This window comes from Castellaniella hirudinis, from assembly GCF_047468865.1.
GTDB classification, from domain to species: Bacteria; Pseudomonadota; Gammaproteobacteria; order Burkholderiales; family Burkholderiaceae_B; genus Castellaniella; species Castellaniella hirudinis_A.
In genome coordinates this window covers 188,308-211,028 of sequence record NZ_JBLGTV010000004.1, presented here as the reverse complement: position 1 = coordinate 211,028, position 22,721 = coordinate 188,308, and the positions used below count along the sequence as shown (strand labels likewise).

Genomic DNA, 22,721 nt, shown 5'->3' with positions numbered 1-22,721 from the left:
CGCCATGCGCACCACCTTGCGCGCCAGCCTGGCCGCCAGTCCCCTGCCGCGTCTGGAATCCCACTTGCTGTGGGGGCAGGTGCTGGGGGTGTCGCGCGCCTGGCTGATCGCGCATGACCAGGATCCGGTTTCCCCGGACGCCCTGGCCGCGTACCAGGCGCTGGAAGCCCGGCGCGTGGCGGGTGAGCCCATGGCCTACATTCTGGGGCGGCGGGAATTCTGGGGGCACGATTTCCAGGTGACGCCCGCCGTGCTGATCCCCCGGCCCGAGACCGAATGCCTGGTGGAATGCGCTTTGCAGTCGATCGCGGCCGTGGACAGTCCCCGGGTGCTGGATCTGGGCACGGGCAGCGGCGCGGTGGCGGTTTCCATCGCCTTGGAGCGCCCCGATGCCCAGGTACGGGCGACGGATGTCAGCCCGGACGCGCTGGCCGTGGCGCAAATGAACGCACGCCGTCTAGGGGCAAAGCTATTGTTTTCCCAAGGAAATTGGTACGATAGTCAGTTGGGTTCCAGACGTTATCATCTGATTGCGTCCAATCCGCCCTATATCGATGCGCAAGACCCCCACTTGGGGCAGGGCGATGTGCGGTTCGAACCCGCCCTGGCCCTGACCGACGGCGCCGATGGCCTGGATGCCTTGCGCTGTATCGTGCGGGGCGCCCCCGGCCATCTGGTGCCGGGCGGGGCCTTGTGCGTCGAGCACGGCTGGGATCAGGCCGCCCTGGTGCGCGGCTTGTTCCAGCAAACAGGCTTTGATGCGGTGGCCAGCCTGCGGGATCTGGCCGGCATCGAGCGCATTACCTGGGGCCGCTGGCCGGCCTAACCCTTGAAGAGACCCACCATGAGCGAAGCAGTGCAATCCGAAGTCCACAATTTCATCCGCGAAACCGTCACCGGCCACCCCGTCGTCCTGTTCATGAAAGGCACGGCGCAGTTTCCGCAATGCGGGTTTTCCGCGCGCGCCATCCAGGTCCTGAAGGAAGTCGGCGTCACCAAGCTGGTTACCGTCAATGTCCTGGAAGACGCCGAAGTCCGCCAAGGCATCAAGGACTACGCCAGTTGGCCCACCATCCCCCAACTGTACGTCAAGGGCGAATTCGTCGGCGGCACCGACATCATGAACGAACTGCACGCCAGCGGCGAACTCGCCCCCTTGCTGAAGGACGCCGGGGCCATCGAATAATGTCCCAGCCGCCGCGTCGGCTGGCGGTGGGCATCAGCGGGGCCACGGGGGCGCAATACGCCATCCGCCTGCTGGCGCTGGCCCGCGCCCAGGGGGTGGAAACCCACCTGGTGGTGTCGCCCACCGGGGTGCTCAACATCCGCCACGAACTGGGCCTGGGCCGCCGGGATGTCCACGCGCTGGCGGATCATGTCTATAGCCCGCGCGACGTCGGGGCCACGCTGGCCAGCGGCGGTTTTGCCACCATGGGCATGGTGGTGGTGCCGTGCTCCATGCGCACGCTGGCGGCCGTGGCGCATGGGCTGTCCGACAACCTCATCACCCGCGCCGCCGATGTCACCCTGAAAGAACGCCGCCGGCTGGTGCTGATGGTGCGCGAGACCCCCTTCAATCTGGCGCACTTGCGCAACATGACGGCCGTCACCGAGATGGGGGGGGTGATTTTTCCGCCCCTGCCTGCGTTCTACATGCGGCCCGCCAGCCTGGACGAGATGATCGACCATACCGTGATCCGGGTGCTGGATTTATTCGATATCCACGCGCCCGGCCCCCGCTGGGAAGGCATGGACTCCCCTAATGGGCAAGTCGAGCGGGCTTTCAATACAATCTAAGCCCCCTTGTACTCTTTTCTCGTTGGCCATGATCAAAAAGCTTCCGATTGCTCAACTGCGTGTCGGCATGTATGTTCAGAACCTGAGTGGGACATTCCTCGACCATGGCTTCTGGCGCTCGCGTTTTTTGATTTCCAATGAGCGCAAGCTGCGCAAGCTGCGCGATTCCAAGCTCGAATGGGTATTGATCGACACGGGCCGGGGCCTGGATGTCGAAGACGATGGGGGCGTGATCCAGGAAGTCCGGGCTTCGGCCGCGCAGCCGGCCGCCGCCGGGGTGGTCAGCCCCGTCGAAGCCGAAAAACAGGCCTTCGACGATGCCCGCGAGATCATCGAAGAATCCCGCGACCAGGTGCAACAGCTTTTTGGCGAGGTCGACCTGGGCGGGCGCATCGACCTGGGCCAGCTGCAGGGCCTGGTGCAGGAGATGTCCGATTCCATCGACGGCCACCCCGACGCGCTCACCAGCCTGTCCCGCTTGAAAAAAGCCGACCAATACCTGTATGCCCATTCGGTGGCCGTGGCGGCCTTGATGACGTCGTTGGCGCGCGCCATGCGCTTGTCCGAGACCCATGTGCGCATGGCCGGGATGGCCGGCCTGCTGCACGACATCGGCAAGGTCCGCGATCCCGTCGATACCACCAAGGTCAGCCGCGTCCAGCCTCCCCAGGAAATCCAGAAACTGCATCCCACCGCCGGGGCGACCGTGCTGCGGGCCGATCCCTCCATTCCGCCGGAGGTCGTCGAGGTCTGTCTGCATCACCATGAGCGCATGGATGGCAAGGGGTTCCCGGATGGCTTGGCGGGCAAGCAGATCGGCCTGCTGTCGCGCATGGCGGCCATCTGCAATTATTACGACGAGATGACCTCCAGCCAGCCGTATCGCAAGGGTTGGGATCCCGCCTTCGCGCTGTACAAGATGATGCAGTCCGAGGGCCAATTCGATCCCGATGTGCTGGGTGCCTTTGTGCGGGCCATGGGGCGTTATCCGGTGGGCTCCATCATCAGCCTGATCAATAGCGAACTGGGTCTGGTGGTGGCCCAAAACCCCGACCTGCCCGAACAGCCCGTTGTGAAGGTGTTCTATTCCATCCGCTGGGCGCATGCCATCCCCGAGCGGCGGGTCGACCTGTCCGACCCCCACTGCGGCAGCGGCGTGCTGCCGGTGCGCTCCCCCGTAGATTGGGCCCAGTCCGGCCTCCCAGTCCCTTCTATTGTGGGATGAGACCGGACACAGGATAGTCCCTGCGGACTATCCTGTGCCGGTCGAATCGGCGCGCCTTGCAAGGCGCGCCGTGGGGGAGCTGCCGCGGCTTGAGACAGCCCTGTGCCGGTCGAATCGGCGCGCCTTGCAAGGCGCGCCGTGGGGGAGCTGCCACGGCTTGAGACAGCCCTGTGCCGGTCGAATCGGCGCGCCTTGCAAGGCGCGCCGTGGGGGATCAGGCCCGGGGCCGCCCGCGCGGCAGCCAGCGCCAGAATATCCAGGCGGCCAGCAGGCCCAGGCTGCCCACTGTCGCGATGCCCGTGGCCAGAGAGGCCGCCGCCGTCAGCCCGGAAATCAGCAGCGGCCCGCCGCTGCCGCCGATATCGGTGATCTGGCGCCAGATCCCCAGAAATACCGTGCGCCCCGCCGCCGGCGAGGCGTCGGCGCCGATGGTCATGACGATGCCGGATCCGATCCCATTGCCAATGCCCAGAATCATGCAGACCAGCAGCAGGCTGATCCAGCCTCCGGTGAGCGGGATGGCCATCATGCAGCAGCTCATGATCAGCATGCAGGGCAGGGCCACCCACAGGCGGCCGTAAAGATCCATGACGCGTCCGGCCGGGTAGAACAGCAGCATGTCCACGGCCCCCATCAGGCCGTAGATGGTGGCGGTGGTGGCGGGATCCAGGCCGATGTGGTCGGCCCACAGGGGAATGACGATCTGTCGGCAGGCCCGCAGGGCCGCCACCAGCGCCGTGCCGATGCCCAGCGTCAGCAGGACGGGCGCGTGCATGCGGGCCATGGATAGCATGCTGATTTTAGGGATTGCCGCTTTGTCGGCGCTGGCCTTGGGAACCAGGTCGGGGACCGATAGGGAGACCAGGCCCGCACCCAGCATGGCCAGCGCCGACACCCAATAGGCCCCGGACAGGCCCGTCAGGTGGATGACGCCCGCGCTGGCGAACGGCCCGGCGAACATGCCGATGCGCATCGTGCCGCCCAGGGTGGACATGGCCCGGGCGCGCATGTGCAGCGGCACGGCTTCGACCAGGTAGGTCTGGCGCGCCAGCAGGAAAACCGCGCTGGCCAGGCCGACCATGAATACCCCCATCCCCAGCAGCCAGGGGCTGCGCGCCAGCAGGCACAGGGCCAGGCCCAGCAGGCTGAACAGGGCGGCCCCCACCATGGCGCGGCGTTCGCCGTAGCGGGTGGCCAGGGCCGCCGCCGGCAGGTTGGCCAACAGGGAGCCCACCCCCACCAGGGCCACGATGAACCCGGCGGCGGCCGAACTGGCGCCGAGATCGCGCGCACTGAGCGCCAGAATGGGGAAAATGGCGCCTTCGCCGAAGCCGAATAGCAGGGAAGGCCCAAAAGCCGGCAGCGCGATGGCGCGCAGGCTGAAATGATCGGGAGAACTGGACACAAGCGGACAGGATGAGAGGAAGATCCCATTGTCGCATAGTGCGTGTCGGCGCTGCGGGCACCATGTCCCTGTGTGCTGCCCCGGTGGCGTGCGTCATGCCTGCGCGCGGCGCAAAGCGGTTCGTTGGTGTTTTTACCGATTGTGCCTGACAGGACGGTTGGCGCAAAATCGACGCGCTCTCGTATAAATTACAAAACGGTACAAAACCGTTGTTTTTTCAACTCTTAGGGGCTCTCTCTCATGCAACGTCGTTCCTTTCTAAAAAAGGCCGCCCTTGGTGTGGCCGCCGGCGGCACCACCTTGGCCGCTCCCGCCTTCGCCCAAGAATCTCCCACCCTGAACTGGCGCCTGGCGTCCAGTTTTCCCCGCAGTGCCGATGCCATTTATTCGGGTGGCGAACACCTGGCAAAATACGTGTCCGAAGCCACGGACGGTAAATTCCAGATCCGCGTTTTCCCCGGGGGTGAACTGCTGCCCGCCCTGGGTGTGCTGGATGGCGTGCAGAACGGCACGGTCGAATGCGGCCATACGGCGTCCTACTACTACTATGGCAAAGACCCGGCCCTGTGCTTTGACGGCGCGGTGCCCTTCGGCCTGAACACCCGCCAGTACAACGCCTGGATGCACAAAGGCAACGGCACGAAGCTGCTGCGCGAACTGTTCGCAAAATTCAATATCGTCAACTTCCCCTGCGGCTACACGGGCACCCAGATGGGCGGCTGGTTCCGCAAGGAAGTCAAAACCGTCGAAGACCTGCAGGGCCTTAAATTCCGTACCGCCGCGTTTGCCGGCGCCGTGTTGATGAAGCTCGGTGTGGTGCCGCAGCAGATTGCGGGCGGGGATATCTATCCCTCCCTCGAAAAAGGCACCATCGACGCCGCCGAATGGATCGGGCCCTACGACGACGAAAAACTGGGCTTCCACCGCGTGGCCCCGTTCTATTATTTCCCGGGCTGGTGGGAAGGCACGCTGCAGGTGTCCTTGTACGTGAACAAAGACAAATACGAGGCCCTGCCGAAACATTATCAGGCCATCCTGGATCAGGCGACGTCGCTGGCCAGCAACGTCATGATCGCCACCTATGACGCCGAGAACCCCAACGCCCTCAAGCGCCTGATCGGCGAAGGCGCAAAACTGCGCGTCTTCCCCAAGCCCGTGATGGATGCGTGCTACAAGGCCTCCCAGGAACTCTACGGCGAACTCTCCGCCAAGGATCCCGGTTTCAAGAAAATCTACGAAGACTACAAGGGCTTCCTGGATCACGAAATCCCCTGGTTCCGTATTGCCGAGGGCAGCTTCGACCAATACATGGCCACCACGGTATCCAATAAATAAACACCATGGCGCCCCACCGGCCCGCATGGGCCGGCGTCACTAACGTCGGTTCTTAGCCTGGCCCCCGCTTGTCGGGGGCTCTCGCGTGCCCGGCTGTTTCAATTTCTTCATTGGCTCTCACCATGAATGCACTCCTCGCCCTGTCGCGGCTGATCGACTCGATCAATCGCCGCGTGGGTCAGGCGGTGACCTGGCTGATTCTGATTGCGGTCTTGGTTAGCGCGACCAACGCGACCGTCCGCAAGCTCTTTAACGTCAGTTCCAACGCTTGGCTCGAATTGCAGTGGTATCTGTTTGGCGGCGTCTTTTTGCTGGCCGCCGGCTATACCCTGCTGAAAAACGAACACGTCCGCGTGGACGTGTTGGCCTCACGCTTTTCCCGCCGCACCCAGGTCTACCTGGAAATCATCGGCACCGTGTTTTTCCTGTTGCCCATGGCGGCCTTGATCATGTGGCATTCCTGGCCGTTTTTCATGGATGCCTTCGACAACCTGGAACAATCCTCCAATGCCGGGGGGCTGATCCGCTGGCCGGCCAAACTCTTGCTGCCCATCGGCTTTGGCCTGCTGCTGGCCGCCGGGGTGTCGCACCTGATCAAATGCATCGGCTTTCTGCAGGGCCTGTGCGCCGATCCCCGCGATGTCCACAAGGGTAAATCGGCCGAGGAAGAACTGGCCGAGGAAATCGCCCGCCAGGCTGCGCAGCGCGCGGCCGCCTCGCACAAGGGGGCCTGAGCATGGAAGCGATTCTATTGGCCTATATGGCCCCCATCATGTTCGTTTCCCTGGTGGTGCTGTTGCTGCTGGGTTTCCCGGTGGCGTTTTCGCTGGCCGCCAACGGCATTCTGTTCGGCCTCATCGGCATCGAGTTGGGCCTGCTTTCACCGGCGCTGTTCCAGGCCTTGCCGCAGCGGGTGTTTGGCATCATGTCCAACGAATCCCTGCTGGCGGTGCCCTTCTTTACCTTCATGGGGCTGATTCTCGAACGCTCCGGCATGGCCGAAGACCTGCTGGAAACCGTGGGCCAGCTGTTCGGCCCGTTGCGCGGGGGGCTGGCGATCGCCGTCATCCTGGTGGGGGCCATGCTGGCCGCCACCACGGGGGTGGTGTCCGCGTCAGTCATCTCCATGGGCCTGATCTCCCTGCCGATCATGCTGCGCTATGGCTATGACCGGCGTCTGGCCAGTGGGGTGATCGCGGCATCCGGCACTTTGTCGCAAATCATTCCGCCGTCCCTGGTGCTGATCGTGCTGGCCGATCAATTGGGCCGCTCGATCGGCGATATGTACAAGGGGGCTTTCCTGCCCGGGTTTGCCTTGACGGGCCTGTACATTCTGTACGTCGTGGCCATCGCCGTGATCCGGCCCAAGGCGGCGCCCGCCATTCCCCCCGAGGCCCGCACCTTCATCGAGCCCAACGGGGGCCATGGCATTCCATCGCTGCTGGCCTTGATGGCGGTGTCGGTCGGGGTGGCTTATTTCGGGGTGGGCTATTTGCTGCCCGATGCGCCGCACGTCGATGAGCTGATCGTCACCAGCATCCTGTTGTGGGGGCTGACGGCGTTCGTGCTGGCGTTGCTGAATAAAATCCTGCGCCTGGGCCTGTTGTCCAAGATCGCCGAACGCGTCACGTTTGTGATGATTCCGCCGCTGGCGCTGATCTTCCTGGTGCTGGGCACGATCTTCATCGGCGTGGCCACGCCCACCGAAGGCGGGGCCATGGGGGCGGTCGGGGCCTTGATCATGGCCATCGCCAAGCGCCGCCTGAATTTCAAGCTGCTGCGCCAGGCCATGGATACCACCACCACGCTGACGTGCTTCGTGGTGTTCATCCTGATCGGTTCGTCGGTCTTCAGCCTGACGTTCCGGGGCGTCAATGGCGACTTGTGGGTCGAGCATCTGCTGACCAGCCTGCCGGGCGGCGAGATGGGCTTTCTGATCGTAGTCAGCTTGTTGACCTTCGTGCTGGCGTTCTTCCTGGACTTCTTCGAACTGGCCTTCATCATCGTGCCCCTGATCGGGCCCGTGGCCGACAAGATGGGCATCGACCTGATCTGGCTGGGCGTGCTGCTGGCCGTCAACATGCAGACGTCCTTCATGCATCCGCCCTTTGGCTTCGCCTTGTTCTATCTGCGGTCGGTCGCTCCCAAGGACGACTACAAGGACAAGATCACCGGGCAGCCCATCGCCAAGGTCACCACGGGGCAGATCTACTGGGGCTCCATTCCCTTCATCGTCATCCAGATCGTCATAGTGGTGGTGGTGCTGGCCTACCCGGGCATGGTGACGCACTACAAGGCCGACCGGCCCGTGGTCAATGTCGAGGACATCCAGCTCGACATGGGCGGCTTTACGGGCTACGGCGATACCGGCTATGGCGGCTATGGCGGCGATGCCGGATACGGCGGCGGCGACACGGCGGATGGCGCGGCTGCGCCGGCGGCGGACGCAGGCGCCGATGCGCCGTCCGACGAGGACTACAACAATATGTTCAAGTAGCGTATCGTCGGCCTGTCACCCCGGCGATCGACGCGCCGGGGGGCTTGAACCGCCCCTCGAAGCTTGGCCGTTGTGCCCGCCCTTGAGGGGCGGTTCGGTTTTTTGCGGCGTTCAGTCGGCGGACGGCGGGGTTTCGGTGGACAGCCGGTCGCGCACACGCTGCACCCAGGTGTCGATGGGCATGGGCCGGGCCAGCAAAAAGCCTTGCAGGGCGTGGCAATGGTTCTGGAACAGCACCTGGGCCTGCTCGTCGGTTTCCACGCCTTCGGCCACCACCCGCAGATTGAGCTGATCGGCCATGGCCAGGATCAACTGCACGATGGCAGTGCTGTCGTTGTCGTCGGGCAGATCCTGGATCAGGCTTTTGTCGATTTTCAGCTCGTACAGCGGCAGGCGCTTCAGATAGGCCAGGTTGGAATAGCCCGTGCCGAAATCGTCGATGGAAAAGCGGATGCCCAGCCGGGCGAGGGCCTGCATGCGCCGCGCCACCGCCTGGATGTCCTGGATCAGCACCCCTTCGGTGACTTCGAAGATCAAGCGGTTGCCGGGCACGCCCTTGCGTTCCAGGGTTTCGCGTACATGGTCGACGAAGCGGGGTTCCATCAGGCGCTTGGGGCTGACATTGATGGACAGCGGGTAGGTTTCGCCCAGGGCCTGCAGGGTCAGGATGGTGTCGCAGGCCACGCCCAGCGTCCAGGTGCCCAGCAGATTGATCAGGCCGGATTCCTCGGCCACCGGAATAAAGAGCGCGGGGGAGACCGGGCCGTGTGCGGGGTGTTGCCAGCGGGCCAGTAGCTCGGCGCCCGTCACGCTGCCGCCCTGGCCGAACTGCGGCTGCAGGTGCAGGCTGATTTGCGGCGTGCCGATGGCCTGAACCAGGTCTTGCTCCAGCCACAGGCGTTGCTCGACTTCAGCTTGCAGGTCTTGTTCGTAGAACGTGGCGCGGTTGCCGCCCTTGGACTTGGCGAGCTGAGTGGCCATGCCGGCCTCGCGCATGACGGTGTCCATGTCGCGGCTGGCGGCGTTGATCAGGGTCAGGCCGATGCTGGCCGTGGTGAAGATGGCTCGGTCTTGAACCGGCAGGGCGCTGCCGCTGATGGTTTGCCGCAGGTTTTCGGCAATCGACATAGCGGTGCGGGCGGCCTCGTGGAAGTCGCTGCCCAGGTCGTCGATCAGCATGACGAATTCGTTCGCGCTGGTGTGGGCCACCAGGTCGTGTTCGCGCGTGCAGGCGCGCAGGCGGATGGCCAGCGCCGCCAGCAGGGCATCTCCCGCGCTGTAGCCGTAGCGGTCGTTGATTTTCTTGAAGCCGTCCAGATCCATCTGCATCAGGGCGCCGTGGGTGTTGGTTTGCCGCGCGCCATCGAGGATTTGCCGCAGGCGTTCCAGGGCCATGCGCCGGTTGGGCAGCTGGGTCAGGGGGTCGTAGTATGTCAGCTGGTGCGTGGCTTGTTCGGCGCGGAGGCGGTCGGTGATGTCGGAATCGATCACGCAAATGCCTTCCGGGGTGCCGTCGGCCGCCAGCAGGGGCGCCTTGATGGTCATCAGGGTGCGGGCCGAGTTGTCCCGGGGCCGGTGGATGGTTTGCTGGACAAAGCTGCGCTGGCCGGTTTGCAGCACGGCCTGATCGCTTTTCTGGATGCTGGCCAGGGTTTCGGTGTCGGTGTAGAAATCGGTGTCGCGCTGGCCCGCCAACTGCCCGGTTTCGGCGCCCAGAAAGCGTTCGAGGTGTGTGTTGCCCAGCAGATAGCGGCCATCCGGGGCCTTGATGCTGACCAGGGCGTCGATGCTGCCCAGTATGGTTTCCAGCTGGCGGGTCTTGGCCTGCAGTTGGCGGCGTGTGCGGCCATGCCGGTGGCGCTGCCAGCCCAGCAGCAGCGCCAGCAGCGTCAGTCCGGCGAACAGGCCGGCCAGCAGCGGGGTGGGGTAGGGGGTGGCGGCGTCGGTGTCCGGGGTCTGGCGCCAGTGATCCAGGGTGTGGAAATAAAAGGAATTGGGATCGTCCTGCCAAAGGCTGAGGTATTGGTCGATCGCGGCCAGCACCGTGGCGTTTTTGCCTTTCTGCGTGGCATAGAACGCCTCGGTGGGCTGGAAGACGATGGATGTCGTCGCCAGGCCGTAGTCCCGGGCGGTCAGTTCGCCGATGTAGAAATCGGCCGCCACGGCGTCGGCCTGGTGTCGGCTGACCATCTGGAAGCCTTCTTCCAGGTTTTGCACGGGCACCAGGCTGGCGTTGATGTGCAGGCCGGCCAGCGTGGATTGCAGGTAGTCCTGCTGGGCCGAGCCGGCCAGCACGGCCACCACCAGCCCTTCGAGGTCGGTGATCGCGCGCAGCGCGCCGCCCGGCCGGGTATACATCTGCGACCAGCTGTGCAGGGCCGGCACATGATGGAAGCCCAGGGTCTTGGCGCGTTCCGCGCTGTAGTACACATCGGGCAGCAGGTCGATGTCGCCGTCGCGCAGCCATTGCATGCATTGCTGCCAGCTGCAGGTTTGCGCGGTCAGGATCCAGCCTTCGCGGCGGGCGATTTCGTTCAGGATTTCGCCCAGGATGCCGGCCGGGCGGTTGTCCGGCCCGAGGTAGACGTCCGGTTTCTGGTTGTAGATGCCGATCCGCAGCGTCTGGGCTTGCGCAGGGCCGACGGCCAGCCCCGCGGCCAGCGGCAGGGCCAGTTGGATTGCCACCAGGAGGTTGGATACGGGCCGGCGCATAGGTCTCGATATGAAACTGATGTTGCAATCATAGGATATTGCGTTGCAAGGCAGTGCCCGGTACAGACCGCCGGTTTGCCCGCTGTTTGCAAGATTATAGAGAGACTTTCCCGGTCGGCGTACAATGCATTCCAGTCATCCGAACCCGTCCAGGGCCCTTCACATATCTCCCCAAAAAGGTCGATCATGTCACAGGCATTTCTCGCCGATCTCGATACCCGGATCGGGCAGTTGCGTCACGACGGCTACTACAAGTCCGAACGCATCATCGCCAGCCAGCAGTCCGCCCAGGTGCGGCTGGCCGACGGCCAGTCCGTGCTGAATTTCTGCGCCAATAATTACCTGGGCCTGGCCAACGACCCGCGCCTGATCCAGTCCGCCCAGGAAGGGCTGGCGGCCGACGGCTTCGGCATGGCGTCGGTGCGCTTCATTTGCGGCACGCAATCCGGCCACAAGGCCCTGGAAGCCAGCCTGGCCCAATGGCTGGGCATGGGCGACGCCATTTTGTATTCCAGCTGCTTCGATGCCAACGGCGGGCTCTTCGAGGCCCTGCTGGACGAACAGGACGCCATCGTCAGCGATGCCCTGAACCACGCCAGCATCATCGACGGCATCCGCCTGTGCAAGGCGCGCCGCTATCGCTATGCCAACAACGACATGGCCGATCTGCGCGTCCAGCTGCAGGCGGCCCGCGACGCGGGCGCGCGCCACCTCATGATCGCCACGGACGGCGTGTTCTCCATGGACGGCATTATTGCCGACCTGCCCGCCATCTGCGATCTGGCCGACGAATTCGACGCCCTGGTCATGGTGGACGATTCCCACGCGGTGGGATTCATGGGGGCCGGGGGCCGGGGCACGCCCGAAGCCTGCGGCGTCCTGGGCCGGGTGCACATTCTCACCGGCACGCTGGGCAAGGCCCTGGGCGGCGCATCCGGGGGCTACGTGGCCGCCGATGCCGTCGTCGTCGATATGCTGCGCCAGCGCTCGCGCCCCTATCTGTTTTCCAATACCCTGGCGCCGGCCATCGTCGCGGCCTCGCGCCAGGTGCTGGCTTTGCTGCAGGGCCCGGAGGGCGATCAGCTGCGCAGCCGCGTGCATGCCAATGGCCGGCATTTCCGCCAGGCCATGCAGGCCCTGGGCTTTTCCCTGGTGCCGGGTCAGCATCCCATCATCCCGGTCATGCTGGGCGATGCCGCGCTGGCGGGCCGCATGGCCGATGCCTTGCTGGCGCAGGGCATCTACGTCATCGGCTTTTCCTATCCCGTGGTGCCCAAGGGCAAGGCCCGCATCCGCACCCAGATGTCCGCCGCCCACAGCACGGCGGACATCGACCGGGCCGTCGAGGCCTTCGCCCGGGTCGGGCGCGACCTGGGCGTCATCCGCTGAACCCGGTCGGTCGCTTGATCAAACCCTTTTAGGCCGTTCGATACCAGGGCGGCCTGTTTTCTTGATGGAGTCTTCATGAGAGCCTTGGCCAAGATGCAGCCCGCCGTCGGGTTGGAGCTGGTGGATGTCCCCAAGCCCGCCGTCGGTCACAACGATATTCTGATCCGCATCCGCAAAACGGCGATCTGCGGCACGGATATCCATATCTGGAAATGGGACGAATGGGCGGCCCGCACCATTCCCGTGCCCATGCACGTCGGCCACGAATACGTGGGCGAAATCGTCGAACTCGGCCAGGAAGTCCAGGGCTTCAAGATCGGCGACCGGGTTTCGGGCGAAGGCCACATCACCTGCGGCTATTGCCGCAACTGCCGGGCGGGCCGCCGCCATCTGTGCCGCAACACCCAGGGGGTGGGGGTCAACCGGCCCGGGGCGTTTGCCGACTACCTGGTGATTCCGGCCTTCAATGCGTTTCGCATCCCGGACGATGTCCCGGACGACCTGGCCGCGATTTTCGACCCCTATGGCAACGCGACCCACACGGCGCTGGCCTTCGACCTGGTGGGCGAAGACGTCCTGATTACCGGCGCGGGCCCCATCGGGGCCATGGCCGCCGCCATTGCCCGCCATGTGGGGGCGCGCAACGTCGTGATCACCGATGTCAACGATTACCGCCTGGATCTGGCCGCCCGGATGGGGGCCAGCCGCACCGTCAACGTGGCGCGCGAAAGCCTGCCCGACGTGATGCGCGAACTGGGCATGACCGAAGGCTTCGACGTGGGGCTGGAAATGTCCGGGGTGCCCAGCGCCTTCGCCGCCATGCTGGAACAAATGAACCACGGCGGCAAGATCGCCATGCTGGGCATCCTGCCCGACGGCGTCGGCGCGGCCTGGAGCCAGATCATTTTCAAGGGGCTGGAAATCAAGGGCATCTATGGCCGCCAGATGTTTGAAACCTGGTACAAGATGGTGGCCATGCTGCAAAGCGGCCTGGATCTATCGCCCATCCTGACGCACCACTACCCCGTGGCCGATTACCGCCAGGGCTTCGAAGCCATGCTCTCCGGCCAAAGCGGCAAGGTTGTGTTGGATTGGATTCACCCGGACGAAAAATAGTCCTTGAGGACTATTTTTCGCCGGGCGAATCGGAGCGGCTTGCAAGCCGCGAGGTGGATGAGTCGGGACATAGGACAGTCCCCTGCGGACTGTCCTATGCCTGACGAATCGGAGCGGCTTGCAAGCCGCGACGTGGAGAGCTGCTTGGGCTTGAGAAAGGTTTTTGAGGGGTTTAATCGCCCTTGAGGACTATTCAGCCCCAGACGCATCCAAGCCGTCGGCCCCCCCGCCTACAACCGGCGCAACAACCCAGCGATCTCCGACCGCCCCATGCCTTGCGCCAGGGCCAGCCGCAGCAAAATACGCGCTTGCAGCGGATTGAGCTGGTGCGCGGCCAGCAGGCCCGTGGCGTCATCGGATGCCTTGGGCGTGACGCTGCCGCGTGGCACCCGGCTGGCGCGCACGCAGACCAGGCCGGCTTTTACCGCCAGGGCGCAGCCGTGTTCGGCCGCGGGGCTCAGGCTGCCGTTGCCCATGCCCGCCACCACAAGGCCTTGCACGCCCGCCTGGATGGCGGCCTGGTAGGCGTGCAGGGGGGCGTCCTGGTAGTCGTGGATGATGTCCGTCGCCGGCAGCGTGTCCGCCGCGTCCAGCGGGAAGACCGCTTGCGGGCCGGCCGGCAGCGGGGTCTGCGGGCCGGGCTGCCCGGCGTAATACCGCACCGCGCCGTCGCAGATTTCCCCCAGCACCCCCAGGCCGTCGGCGCCGAAGGCATCCACCCGGGTGGTATGGGCCTTGCTGGCCCATCGGCCCGCTACGATGCGGTCGTTCATGGCCACCAGAACGCCTCGGTGGCGGCTGTCCGGGCTGTCGGCGACGCGCAGGGCGTTCAGCAGGTTCAGCGGCCCGTCCGCGCTGGGGGCGGACGCCGGGCGCATGGCCCCCGCCAGCACGATAGGCTTGGGCGTGTCCTGGGTCAGGTGCAGGAAAAAAGCGGTTTCTTCCAGGCTGTCGGTGCCGTGCGTGATGACGATGCCGTCGATATCGGGCTGGTCTGCGGCCTGCCGCACCCGCCGGGCCAGCCGCAGCACCTGGCCGGTGTCCAGCGCCCGGCTATCCACGTTGAGCGGCTGCTCGCAGCGGATGTCCGCGATGTCTGTGGCCCCGGGGATGGCCGCCAGCATGGCGTCTATCCCCTGGGTGACCTCGTAGTCGGTCAGGCGTTGCGCGTCGCTGGCCGTGGCGGCGATGGTGCCGCCCGTGCCGATCAGCAGCAGCCGGGACATCAGGGGTACAGGCCGCGCACCTGGCGGGCTTCGAGGATGCGCGAGCAGGCCACGATGAAGGCCGCTGTGCGCAGCGACACCCCGTGCTGGCGGGCCACGGCGGACATGCTGCTGTAGGCCGAGCGCATCATGGCTTCCAGGCGGTGGTTGATTTCTTGTTCGGTCCAGAAGAAGCTGGAGAAATCCTGCACCCATTCGAAATAGCTGACCGTGACCCCGCCGGCGTTGGCGACGACGTCGGGCACGATGACCGTGCCCTTGGCCGAGATGATGTCGTCCGCTTCGGGGGTGGTGGGGCCGTTGGCGCCTTCGACCAGGATGCGGGTGCGCACCAGGTCGGCGTTGTCGCGGGTGATCTGGCCTTCGAGAGCGGCCGGGATCAGGATGTCGGTTTCCAGCGACCAGAAATCCTTGGGCGTGAGGGTTTCGGTGTCGGCGGCGCCCGCCACCCCGCCGGTGGATTTGACGTGCTCGACCAGGGCCGGCACGTTGAGGCCCCGGCTGTTGTAGACGATGCCGGTGTGGTCGTAGGCGGCGATGACGTGCGCCCCGGCTTCGTGGAACAGGCGGGCGGCGGTGCCGCCCACGTTGCCGAAGCCCTGGATGGCGATGCGGGCGCCCTTGATGTCGATGCCGGATTCGCGCGCGGCTTCGCAGGCCACGACATAGACGCCCCGGCCGGTGGCTTCGATGCGCCCCAGGCTGCCGCCCAGGGACACGGGCTTGCCCGTGACGACGCCGGTGGTGGTGCCGCCTTCGTTCATGGAATAGGTGTCCATCATCCAGGCCATGATCTGGCCGTTGGTGTTGACGTCCGGGGCGGGGATGTCTTTGTTGGGGCCGATGATGTCGTGGATTTCGCTGGTGTAGCGGCGCGTGATGCGTTCGATCTCGGCCTGCGAGTGCTGGCGCGGGTCGATGCGGATGCCGCCCTTGGCCCCGCCGAACGGCAGGTTGACGGCGGCGGACTTGACCGACATCCAGGCCGACAGCGCCATGACTTCGGACAGCGTGACGTCCTGGTGGTAGCGCACGCCGCCCTTGCCGGGGCCGCGCGAATTATTGTGCTGCACCCGGTAGCCTTCGAAGTGGGCGATCGTGCCGTCGTCCAGTTCGACGGGGACATCCACGATGAGGATGCGCTTGGGGCGTTTCAGGGTTTCGACCCAGCGGGACAGGTTGCCCAGATAGGGGGTGACCCGGTCGACCTGCTGCAGGTAGATGCCCCAGGGGCCGGGGTGCGAGGAATCCAGATACGAGGGGAGGGAATGCGCTTGGGGTTCAGCCATGACGTGCAGCCTTTTTTATGAATGACGGATCGACGAGGACAAACAACTGGCACCATTTTAGTGCGCTGGAAAAATTCTGCAGCAATTCCGGCCCCGGTTATATGAAACCAACGATTCTATCGTTCCGTTGCGCCGGATAGCGCGTCACACTGGCGGCATGTCAGAACATTCTTCCCTGCCCGATGCCGTGGCGCGCCGCTGGTTCGATCTGCTGGATCGCATCGGGGCCATCGCCGCCGCCCACCCCGATGCGCTGCTGGCCTCGTCCATGGGGGTCGAGGACAGCCTGCTGATCCACGCGGTGGCCCAGTGCACGCCCCGGCTGGGCGTCTTCATGCTGGATACGGGACGCCTGCATGCCGAAACCCTGGCCATGGTGGACGTCGTGCGCCAGCGTTATGGCATCCCGGTGCGGGTCATGCAGCCCGACCCGGCCGCCGTGCAGGCGCACGTGGCCGCCCATGGCGAATTCGCCTTCTATGAAAGCGTGGCCCTGCGCAAGGAATGCTGCGGCATCCGCAAGGTCGAGCCCCTGCGCCGCGCCCTGGCGGGCCACAGCGCCTGGATCACCGGCCAGCGGCGGGAACAATCCATTACCCGCGTGGATTTGCCCGAAGCGCAATGGGACGAGACCTTCGGGTTGCGGAAATACAACCCGTTGGCCGACTGGGCCGGCGATGACGTCTGGGCCGTGGTGCGGGCGCTGGCCGTGCCCTACAACCCGCTGCACGACCGGGGCTATCCGTCGATCGGCTGTGAACCCTGTACCCGCGCGGTGCGCCCCGGCGAAGATCCGCGCGCCGGGCGCTGGTGGTGGGAGCAGCGCGACAGCCGCGAGTGCGGGCTGCATGCGTCCAATCTGGCCGACCGCCCACGGGTACGCCCCCGCGCGACCGACGTGGTTTCCTCCGATTCTTGACCCTGGTTTTATCATGACGACCGCTATTGCCCCTGCTGCCCGCACTCATCTGGACTGGTTGGAGTCCGAGGCCATTTATATCCTGCGCGAGGTGGCCGCCGAATGCGCGCGGCCCGTGCTGCTGTTCTCCGGCGGCAAAGATTCCTGCGTCCTGCTGCGGCTGGCCGAAAAGGCCTTTCGCCCCGGGCGCTTCCCCTTTCCCCTGATGCATATCGACACCGGGCATAATTTCCCCGAAGTCATCGAATTCCGCGACCGCCGCGTGGCCGGATTGGGCGAAGAGCTGATCGTGCGCCGCGTCGAGGACTCTATCGCGCGCGGCACGGTGGTGCTGCGCCAGGCGGGGGACTCGCGCAATGCGGCCCAGGCCGTCACCCTGCTGGAAGCCATCGCCGAGTTCGGTTTCGATGCCTGCATCGGCGGCGCCCGGCGCGACGAGGAAAAAGCCCGCGCCAAAGAACGCATCTGCTCGTTCCGCGACGAATTCGGCCAGTGGGATCCCAAGGCCCAGCGGCCGGAGCTCTGGAACCTGTACAACACCCGCACGCATCCGGGCGAGAACATCCGCGTCTTCCCGATTTCCAACTGGACCGAACTGGATGTCTGGCAGTACATCGAGCGCGAACAGCTGGATCTGCCCTCGCTGTACTACACCCACCCGCGCGAGGTGGTGCGCCGCCAGGGCCTGCTGGTGCCGGTGACGCCGCTCACGCCCGTGCGCGAAGGCGAGCAGGCCGAACGCCTGGACGTGCGCTTCCGCACGGTGGGGGATGTGTCCTGCACTTGCCCGGTGGCGTCCGACGCCGCCAGCCCGGCGGACATCATCCGCGAGACCGCCGTGGCGACGCTCACCGAGCGCGGCGCCACCCGTCTGGATGACCAGACCTCCGAGGCGTCGATGGAGCGTCGCAAGAAACAAGGTTATTTCTGAACCGCGAACGGCCTTCCGGCCGGACTCCGCCCGGGAGGGCCGGGGTTCAACCCAGGAATTTGAATCAGATGAATGCAATCAACGAACAATGGCCGGAAACGCCGGCAAGCCAGGATACCGCGGTGCTGCGGCTGATTACGGCGGGTTCTGTGGACGATGGCAAGTCCACGCTGATCGGGCGGCTGCTGCTGGACAGCAAAGGCGTTTTCGCCGATCAGCTGCGCGCGATCGCCGGATCCAAGTACACGCGCGCGCCCGACCGGCAGGTCGATCTGGCGCTGTTGACCGACGGCCTGGAGGCCGAGCGCGAACAAGGCATCACCATCGACGTGGCCTATCGGTATTTTGCAACGCCGGTGCGCAAGTTCATCGTCGCCGATGCGCCGGGCCATGAACAGTACACGCGCAATATGGTCACCGGCGCCTCCACCGCCGATGCGGCCATCATCCTGATCGACGCCAGCCGCGTGGCCGATGGCCAGCTGTTGCCGCAGACCAAGCGCCACAGCACGCTGGCGCGCCTGCTGGGGCTGCAGCACATCGTCGTGGCGGTCAATAAGATGGATCTGGTCGATTGGGACGAGGCCGTGTTCAGCCGCATCCGCGAGGCGTACCAGGATCTGGCCGACCGGCTGGGCATTGCCGCGTTCCATATCGTGCCGATCTCGGCCCTGGCCGGCGACAATGTGGTGCGGGGCAGCGACCACACCCCGTGGTATCGCGGGCTGCCGCTGCTGAGTCTGCTGGAATCCCTGCCGCTGGCCGGGCGCCAGGACGACGGCCAGGCCCGTTTTTTCGTCCAGTGGGTCATTCGCCACCAGGGCAGCGGGCCCGACGCCTTCCGGGGCTATGCCGGCCAGTTGCAGGGGGGCGCCTGGCGCGTGGGCGATGCCGTGCGGGTTCTGCCCAGCGGGCAGACCGCCACGATCGCCCGCCTGCTGCGCGGCGACCAATCGCTGGATGCCGCCTTGCCGGGCGACAGCATCACCGTGGTGCTGGATCGTGAGCTCGACGTGTCGCGTGGCGACTTGTTGGTTCATGCCGACGATGATGCCGTGCTGCGCCGGGACTTCGAGGCCGATTTGTGCTGGCTGGATCAGCAGGCCCTGAATCCGGCCCGCCTGTACTGGCTGAAACTGGGCACGCGCCTGACCCAGGTGCGCATCCAGGCGGTGCATGCCCGCCGCGACATCCACGAGCTGCGGGCCGTCGATTGGCAGGGCACCCTGGCGATGAACGACATTGGCCGCGTGAGTCTGCGCGCGCGCGATGCCCTGGCCCTGGATGACTATGCCGTGCAGCGCGGCACGGGGTCGTTCATCCTGATCGACACCGCCACCAACCAGACCGCCGCGGCGGGGCTGGTGCGCCTGGCCTGAGCTGTCCCGCCTTCCGCCGCCCGGCACCCGGCGCCTGGCGGCGCACTGAACCTCATTGACCTGCCGCCCCTCAAGCGACGCGGCTTGCGCTTGATGGGCGGCGGCCAGAAGGCATGATGACAGACCCTAGGCCCGGCGGCGCGACTGTGACACAATCGGGGCATTTCCCCCCGTTGTGTCCGGTTTCCTCCGATGGCGCCTCCCGTCCAGCAAAACATCCGTCTGCCGTCCCTGGCCTCGATCCGGGCGTTTGAGGCCGCCGCGCGCCTGGGTTCTTTCGGACGGGCCGCCGAAGAACTCTGCATCACCGCCAGCGCCGTGGGCAAGCGCATCACCCAGCTGGAATCCTGGCTGGGCCAGGCCCTGTTCGAGCGCGGCAGCCGGGGCGTGCTGCTGACGACCGCCGGGCACGAATACCTGGAGCAGATCGAGACCGCCCTGCGCCTGCTGTCCGATATCTCCCTGCATCATCGGGGCCAAAAGCCCCGCGACAGCCTGCGGCTGGTCACGACACCGTCCTTCGGGCACTCGGTGCTGGGGCCGCATCTGCACGAGTTCACGCAAACGCATCCCAACCTGGACATGAGCGTGGTGATGTCCATCCCTTACCTGGACATCGGGCCGTCCCAGGCGGATTTCTGGATACGTTTCGGCTTGGGCCGCTATCCGGGGGCGGTCTCCGAACTGCTGACCGACGACGTGGTGTTCCCGGCCTGCTCGCCCGATTATCTGCGCCGCCACGGGCCTTTGCGCCAGCCCGCCGACCTGAAGTTCGCCCATTTGCTGCACAGCCCGCTGGACCCCTGGCGGCCCTGGTTCGACGCCGCGGGCCTGGACTGGCCGGAACCCGAGGAAGGCATCAGTTTCTTCGACCTGGGGATGGCCATGGCGGCGGCGTGCGCCGGCCAGGGGGTGATGATCACGCGCCGCAGCCTGGCCAGCCGCAGCTTGCAGTCGGGCCAGCTGATCGCCCCGTTTTCCATCACGGCCGCCCCGGACTCGCACTACTATCTGTGCCGCGATGCTTCCATGCCGCTGACCGGCGTGCGCCTATCGTTTTCCCTATGGCTCAGGGATCTGTGCCGCCGCATTCCCCGCATCCCCCCAGGGGGCTGATCGAGTACGGAATTTTTTTCCGCATAGGCCCGCGCCGATTTCCAACCACGCCCGGGCCGGATCGCTAGACTTTCTGCCGAACCTTCCAAAAGCCGGCGGACAGAGTCGGCCCTCTCGATCACAGGAGACATCATGAATCTGAGCAAAACCTGCCTGGCCGCGGCGCTGGCGCTTTCTCTGGCCGCCACGGCCCAGGCCGCGGATACCATCAAGATCGGCGTGTCCGGCCCCTACACGGGCGGCTCGTCGTCCATGGGGGTCAGCATGCGCGCCGGGGTGCGCCTGGCGGCCCAGGACATCAACGCCCAGGGCGGCGTGCTGGGCCGCCAACTGGAACTCATCGAGCGCGACGACGAGGCCAAGAATGAGCGCGGCGTGCAGATTTCCCAAGAACTGATCAATCGGGAAAAAGTCGTCGCCACCGTGGGCTTCATCAATACCGGGGTGACGCTGGCGGGGACGCGGTTTTATCAAAAAGCCGAGATTCCCGTGGTCGTCAATGTGGCGACCGGCAGCGTGGTGTCCAGGCAGTTCGAGCCGCCCAAGTACGCAAACAACTATGTGTTCCGCACCTCGGCCGCCGACAACATCCAGGCCCCCATGATCGCCGCCGAAGCCGTGACCAAGCGCGGCCTGAAAAAAGTGGCCATCATGGCGGATTCCACCAACTACGGCCAGTTGGGCCGCGAGGACATGGAAAAGGCGCTGGACAAGCTGGGCGTCAAGCCGGTCGTGGTCGAGAAATTCAATATCGGCGACGTGGACATGACCGCCCAGCTGTTGCGCGCCAAGGAAGCCGGCGCCGAAGCCCTGCTGACTTACGGCATCGGGCCGGAATTGGCCCAATTGGCCAACGGCATGGCCAAGCTGGGCTGGAAAGTGCCGATGATCGGCAGTTGGACACTGGCCATGGCCAATTTCATCGACACGGCGCGGGTCAATGGGGATGGCGCCCTGATGCCCCAGACCTTCATCCAGAATCCCAACACCCCCAAGCGCAAGGCCTTCATCGACGCCTACGTCCAGGCGAACAATCCCAAGGGCGGGGTGATCGAATCGGCCGTGTCCGCCGCCCAGGGCTATGACTCCCTGCTGCTGCTGGCCGCCGCCATCGAGCAGGCGGGCAACACCCAGGGGCCGGACATCCGGGCCGCCCTGGAAGATCTGAAAGCGCCGGTGGAAGGCGTCATCATGACCTACAAACAGCCATTTTCCGTCACCGACCACGAAACCATCGACAGCCCGGACATGGTCTACATGGGTGAGGTCTCCAAGGGCCGCGTGGTCTTTGCCCACCCCGAGGACGAACAGCGCAGCGTGGCGAATTCCGGGCAGGCCGGGCAGTAACCCCGGTCTGGCGGCCCGGCCGGGCGGGGCGCTGCAGCGCCTGCCCGGCGGATATCCCCGTCTTGTGTTTCCTCCGCCCGGTTCCGGGCGGTCGGGAGTGGTTTGTCGCGTGATCCGGCGCGGCCCTGTCGCACCGGATCGCGTGTTTCGTTGGAATGTGTCATGACGATTTTTCTGCAGCTGGCTTATAGCGGCATTGCGCTGGGCATGATCTATGCGGTCGTTGCCTTTGGCTACCAATTGACGTATGCCACCTCCGAAACCCTGAACTTCGGCCAGGGCGACGCCCTGATGCTGGGCGGGCTGGTGGGCCTGACGCTGGTGGGTTTCGGTGTCAGCTACTGGCTGATGATTCCCCTGGTCTGTATTTTCGGGATGGCCCAAGGGGCGGTGGTCGAGCGGGTGGCCGTGCGTCCAGCCATCGAGGCCCGATCCGAATTCGGCTGGATCATGGCCACCATTGCCTTGGGCATTATTTTCCGCAACATGGCGGAGAACATCTGGGGCCGCGACGCCATGCCCTTTCCCTCGCCCGTGTCCGAAGCCCCGTTCACGGTGCTGGGCGCGCGCATTCTGCCCATGGAGCTGATGGTGGTGGGCGGGGCCTTGCTGATCATGGGGGCCATCGAGCTGTTCAACCGCACGTCCATTTATGGCAAGGCGGTGGTGGCCACGTCCGGCGACCGGGACGCCGCCGGCCTGATGGGCATCAACACCAAGCTGGTGATCACGTTTTCCTACGCCCTGTCGTCCCTGACGGCGGCGTTCGCCGGGGTGTTGATCGCCCCGCTGACGCTGACCGGCGCGTCGATGGGGGCGGTGCTGGGCCTGAAGGCTTTCGCCGTGGCGATCGTCGGCGGGCTGAACAGCGGCCTGGGGGCGATCGTCGGCGGCCTGCTGCTGGGGGTGCTGGAGACCATGACGGGCTTTTACCTGTCCACCGGCTACAAGGACGTGCCGGGGCTGATTCTCCTGCTGCTGGTTCTGACCGTGCGGCCCGCCGGCCTGTTTGGCAAAACTGCGATCAAGAAGGTCTGA

Annotated in this window: 19 protein-coding genes; 15 read left to right on the top strand and 4 right to left on the bottom strand. The window is 65.4% G+C overall.

Annotated features, from left to right (window positions below; translation table 11 throughout):
* Positions 1 to 4: 4 nt before the first annotated feature.
* Genes prmC through ACMHYJ_RS07940 form a run of 4 tightly spaced genes read left to right on the top strand, consistent with a single transcriptional unit; the run spans position 5 to position 3,022 of the window.
* On the top strand, positions 5 to 826 hold the full coding sequence (prmC, locus tag ACMHYJ_RS07955; RefSeq protein ID WP_414245680.1) for a peptide chain release factor N(5)-glutamine methyltransferase: 822 nt from the start codon (positions 5 to 7) through the stop codon (positions 824 to 826).
* Positions 827 to 844: 18 nt separating this feature from the next.
* Complete coding sequence (gene grxD / locus ACMHYJ_RS07950; RefSeq protein WP_414245679.1) at positions 845 to 1,186, top strand: Grx4 family monothiol glutaredoxin; 342 nt, start codon at positions 845 to 847, stop codon at positions 1,184 to 1,186.
* Positions 1,186 to 1,797: a UbiX family flavin prenyltransferase gene (locus ACMHYJ_RS07945; protein WP_414245678.1), complete on the top strand. Its 612-nt coding sequence runs from the start codon at positions 1,186 to 1,188 to the stop codon at positions 1,795 to 1,797. Before grxD ends, ACMHYJ_RS07945 begins: the two co-directional genes overlap by 1 nt.
* Positions 1,798 to 1,825: 28 nt before the next feature.
* A complete protein-coding gene (locus ACMHYJ_RS07940) occupies positions 1,826 to 3,022 on the top strand; it encodes an HD-GYP domain-containing protein (RefSeq protein ID WP_414245677.1) in 1,197 nt (398 codons plus the stop codon).
* A gap of 214 nt (positions 3,023 to 3,236) precedes the next feature.
* Here the strand turns inward: ACMHYJ_RS07940 and ACMHYJ_RS07935 are convergent, their stop codons facing one another.
* On the bottom strand, positions 3,237 to 4,427 hold the full coding sequence (locus ACMHYJ_RS07935; protein ID WP_414245676.1) for an MFS transporter: 1,191 nt from the start codon (positions 4,425 to 4,427) through the stop codon (positions 3,237 to 3,239).
* Positions 4,428 to 4,667: 240 nt separating this feature from the next.
* Here ACMHYJ_RS07935 and ACMHYJ_RS07930 point away from each other — a divergent pair, with 240 nt between their 5' ends.
* From ACMHYJ_RS07930 to ACMHYJ_RS07920, 3 genes are all read left to right on the top strand, one after another.
* Positions 4,668 to 5,762, top strand: a complete 1,095-nt coding sequence (locus tag ACMHYJ_RS07930; protein ID WP_414245675.1) for a TRAP transporter substrate-binding protein — start codon at positions 4,668 to 4,670, stop codon at positions 5,760 to 5,762.
* A gap of 122 nt (positions 5,763 to 5,884) precedes the next feature.
* A complete protein-coding gene (locus tag ACMHYJ_RS07925; RefSeq protein WP_414245674.1) occupies positions 5,885 to 6,496 on the top strand; it encodes a TRAP transporter small permease subunit in 612 nt (203 codons plus the stop codon).
* 2 nt (positions 6,497 to 6,498) lie between these two features.
* Positions 6,499 to 8,259: a TRAP transporter large permease gene (locus ACMHYJ_RS07920; protein ID WP_414245673.1), complete on the top strand. Its 1,761-nt coding sequence runs from the start codon at positions 6,499 to 6,501 to the stop codon at positions 8,257 to 8,259.
* A gap of 111 nt (positions 8,260 to 8,370) precedes the next feature.
* On the opposite strand, the gene ACMHYJ_RS07915 is transcribed toward ACMHYJ_RS07920, so the two are convergent.
* The gene (locus tag ACMHYJ_RS07915) at positions 8,371 to 10,971 is read right to left on the bottom strand and encodes an EAL domain-containing protein (RefSeq protein ID WP_414245672.1); all 2,601 of its coding nucleotides are present in this window, start codon (positions 10,969 to 10,971) and stop codon (positions 8,371 to 8,373) included.
* Between the two features lie 186 nt (positions 10,972 to 11,157).
* Between ACMHYJ_RS07915 and ACMHYJ_RS07910 the strand changes: the two genes are divergently transcribed.
* Both ACMHYJ_RS07910 and tdh read left to right on the top strand, forming a co-directional pair.
* Positions 11,158 to 12,360 (top strand): glycine C-acetyltransferase, encoded by a 1,203-nt coding sequence (locus ACMHYJ_RS07910; protein WP_414245671.1) that lies wholly within the window; start codon positions 11,158 to 11,160, stop codon positions 12,358 to 12,360.
* Positions 12,361 to 12,435: 75 nt separating this feature from the next.
* The gene (gene tdh, locus ACMHYJ_RS07905; protein WP_414245670.1) at positions 12,436 to 13,476 is read left to right on the top strand and encodes an L-threonine 3-dehydrogenase; all 1,041 of its coding nucleotides are present in this window, start codon (positions 12,436 to 12,438) and stop codon (positions 13,474 to 13,476) included.
* Between the two features lie 230 nt (positions 13,477 to 13,706).
* Here the strand turns inward: tdh and ACMHYJ_RS07900 are convergent, their stop codons facing one another.
* Together ACMHYJ_RS07900 and ACMHYJ_RS07895 are read right to left on the bottom strand one after the other, a co-directional pair.
* Positions 13,707 to 14,702 carry an asparaginase gene (locus ACMHYJ_RS07900; protein WP_414245669.1) on the bottom strand — a complete coding sequence of 332 codons (996 nt, stop codon included), beginning with the start codon at positions 14,700 to 14,702 and terminating at the stop codon, positions 13,707 to 13,709.
* Complete coding sequence (locus ACMHYJ_RS07895) at positions 14,702 to 15,991, bottom strand: Glu/Leu/Phe/Val family dehydrogenase (RefSeq protein WP_414245668.1); 1,290 nt, start codon at positions 15,989 to 15,991, stop codon at positions 14,702 to 14,704. The genes ACMHYJ_RS07900 and ACMHYJ_RS07895 overlap by 1 nt, the downstream gene beginning before the upstream one ends.
* Before the next feature lie 157 nt (positions 15,992 to 16,148).
* On the opposite strand from ACMHYJ_RS07895, the gene ACMHYJ_RS07890 reads away from it, so the two are divergent.
* From ACMHYJ_RS07890 to ACMHYJ_RS07865, 6 genes are all read left to right on the top strand, one after another.
* Entirely contained in the window at positions 16,149 to 16,910 is a 762-nt protein-coding gene (locus tag ACMHYJ_RS07890) for a phosphoadenylyl-sulfate reductase (protein WP_414245667.1), read from the top strand.
* Positions 16,911 to 16,923: 13 nt separating this feature from the next.
* Positions 16,924 to 17,841 carry a sulfate adenylyltransferase subunit CysD gene (cysD, locus tag ACMHYJ_RS07885; protein WP_414245666.1) on the top strand — a complete coding sequence of 306 codons (918 nt, stop codon included), beginning with the start codon at positions 16,924 to 16,926 and terminating at the stop codon, positions 17,839 to 17,841.
* A 68-nt stretch (positions 17,842 to 17,909) separates the two neighbouring features.
* Positions 17,910 to 19,220, top strand: a complete 1,311-nt coding sequence (locus tag ACMHYJ_RS07880) for a sulfate adenylyltransferase subunit 1 (protein WP_414245665.1) — start codon at positions 17,910 to 17,912, stop codon at positions 19,218 to 19,220.
* Between the two features lie 192 nt (positions 19,221 to 19,412).
* The gene (locus ACMHYJ_RS07875) at positions 19,413 to 20,336 is read left to right on the top strand and encodes a LysR substrate-binding domain-containing protein (protein ID WP_414245664.1); all 924 of its coding nucleotides are present in this window, start codon (positions 19,413 to 19,415) and stop codon (positions 20,334 to 20,336) included.
* A 132-nt stretch (positions 20,337 to 20,468) separates the two neighbouring features.
* Complete coding sequence (locus ACMHYJ_RS07870; RefSeq protein ID WP_414245663.1) at positions 20,469 to 21,683, top strand: ABC transporter substrate-binding protein; 1,215 nt, start codon at positions 20,469 to 20,471, stop codon at positions 21,681 to 21,683.
* Between the two features lie 162 nt (positions 21,684 to 21,845).
* Entirely contained in the window at positions 21,846 to 22,721 is an 876-nt protein-coding gene (locus ACMHYJ_RS07865; protein WP_414245662.1) for a branched-chain amino acid ABC transporter permease, read from the top strand.

What these genes read in the sequence shown, in the direction of transcription:
- ACMHYJ_RS07915 (WP_414245672.1), bottom strand. Translation starts at nt 10,971, where the DNA reads ATGCGCCGGCCCGTATCCAACCTCCTGGTGGCAATCCAACTGGCCCTG.
- ACMHYJ_RS07865 (WP_414245662.1), top strand. Translation starts at nt 21,846, where the DNA reads ATGACGATTTTTCTGCAGCTGGCTTATAGCGGCATTGCGCTGGGCATG.
- ACMHYJ_RS07875 (WP_414245664.1), top strand. Translation starts at nt 19,413, where the DNA reads ATGGCGCCTCCCGTCCAGCAAAACATCCGTCTGCCGTCCCTGGCCTCG.
- ACMHYJ_RS07945 (WP_414245678.1), top strand. Translation starts at nt 1,186, where the DNA reads ATGTCCCAGCCGCCGCGTCGGCTGGCGGTGGGCATCAGCGGGGCCACG.
- ACMHYJ_RS07895 (WP_414245668.1), bottom strand. Translation starts at nt 15,991, where the DNA reads ATGGCTGAACCCCAAGCGCATTCCCTCCCCTCGTATCTGGATTCCTCG.
- prmC (WP_414245680.1), top strand. Translation starts at nt 5, where the DNA reads ATGCGCACCACCTTGCGCGCCAGCCTGGCCGCCAGTCCCCTGCCGCGT.
- ACMHYJ_RS07910 (WP_414245671.1), top strand. Translation starts at nt 11,158, where the DNA reads ATGTCACAGGCATTTCTCGCCGATCTCGATACCCGGATCGGGCAGTTG.
- ACMHYJ_RS07880 (WP_414245665.1), top strand. Translation starts at nt 17,910, where the DNA reads ATGAATGCAATCAACGAACAATGGCCGGAAACGCCGGCAAGCCAGGAT.
- grxD (WP_414245679.1), top strand. Translation starts at nt 845, where the DNA reads ATGAGCGAAGCAGTGCAATCCGAAGTCCACAATTTCATCCGCGAAACC.
- ACMHYJ_RS07930 (WP_414245675.1), top strand. Translation starts at nt 4,668, where the DNA reads ATGCAACGTCGTTCCTTTCTAAAAAAGGCCGCCCTTGGTGTGGCCGCC.
- ACMHYJ_RS07940 (WP_414245677.1), top strand. Translation starts at nt 1,826, where the DNA reads ATGATCAAAAAGCTTCCGATTGCTCAACTGCGTGTCGGCATGTATGTT.
- ACMHYJ_RS07900 (WP_414245669.1), bottom strand. Translation starts at nt 14,702, where the DNA reads ATGTCCCGGCTGCTGCTGATCGGCACGGGCGGCACCATCGCCGCCACG.
- ACMHYJ_RS07870 (WP_414245663.1), top strand. Translation starts at nt 20,469, where the DNA reads ATGAATCTGAGCAAAACCTGCCTGGCCGCGGCGCTGGCGCTTTCTCTG.
- cysD (WP_414245666.1), top strand. Translation starts at nt 16,924, where the DNA reads ATGACGACCGCTATTGCCCCTGCTGCCCGCACTCATCTGGACTGGTTG.
- ACMHYJ_RS07890 (WP_414245667.1), top strand. Translation starts at nt 16,149, where the DNA reads ATGTCAGAACATTCTTCCCTGCCCGATGCCGTGGCGCGCCGCTGGTTC.
- tdh (WP_414245670.1), top strand. Translation starts at nt 12,436, where the DNA reads ATGAGAGCCTTGGCCAAGATGCAGCCCGCCGTCGGGTTGGAGCTGGTG.
- ACMHYJ_RS07925 (WP_414245674.1), top strand. Translation starts at nt 5,885, where the DNA reads ATGAATGCACTCCTCGCCCTGTCGCGGCTGATCGACTCGATCAATCGC.
- ACMHYJ_RS07920 (WP_414245673.1), top strand. Translation starts at nt 6,499, where the DNA reads ATGGAAGCGATTCTATTGGCCTATATGGCCCCCATCATGTTCGTTTCC.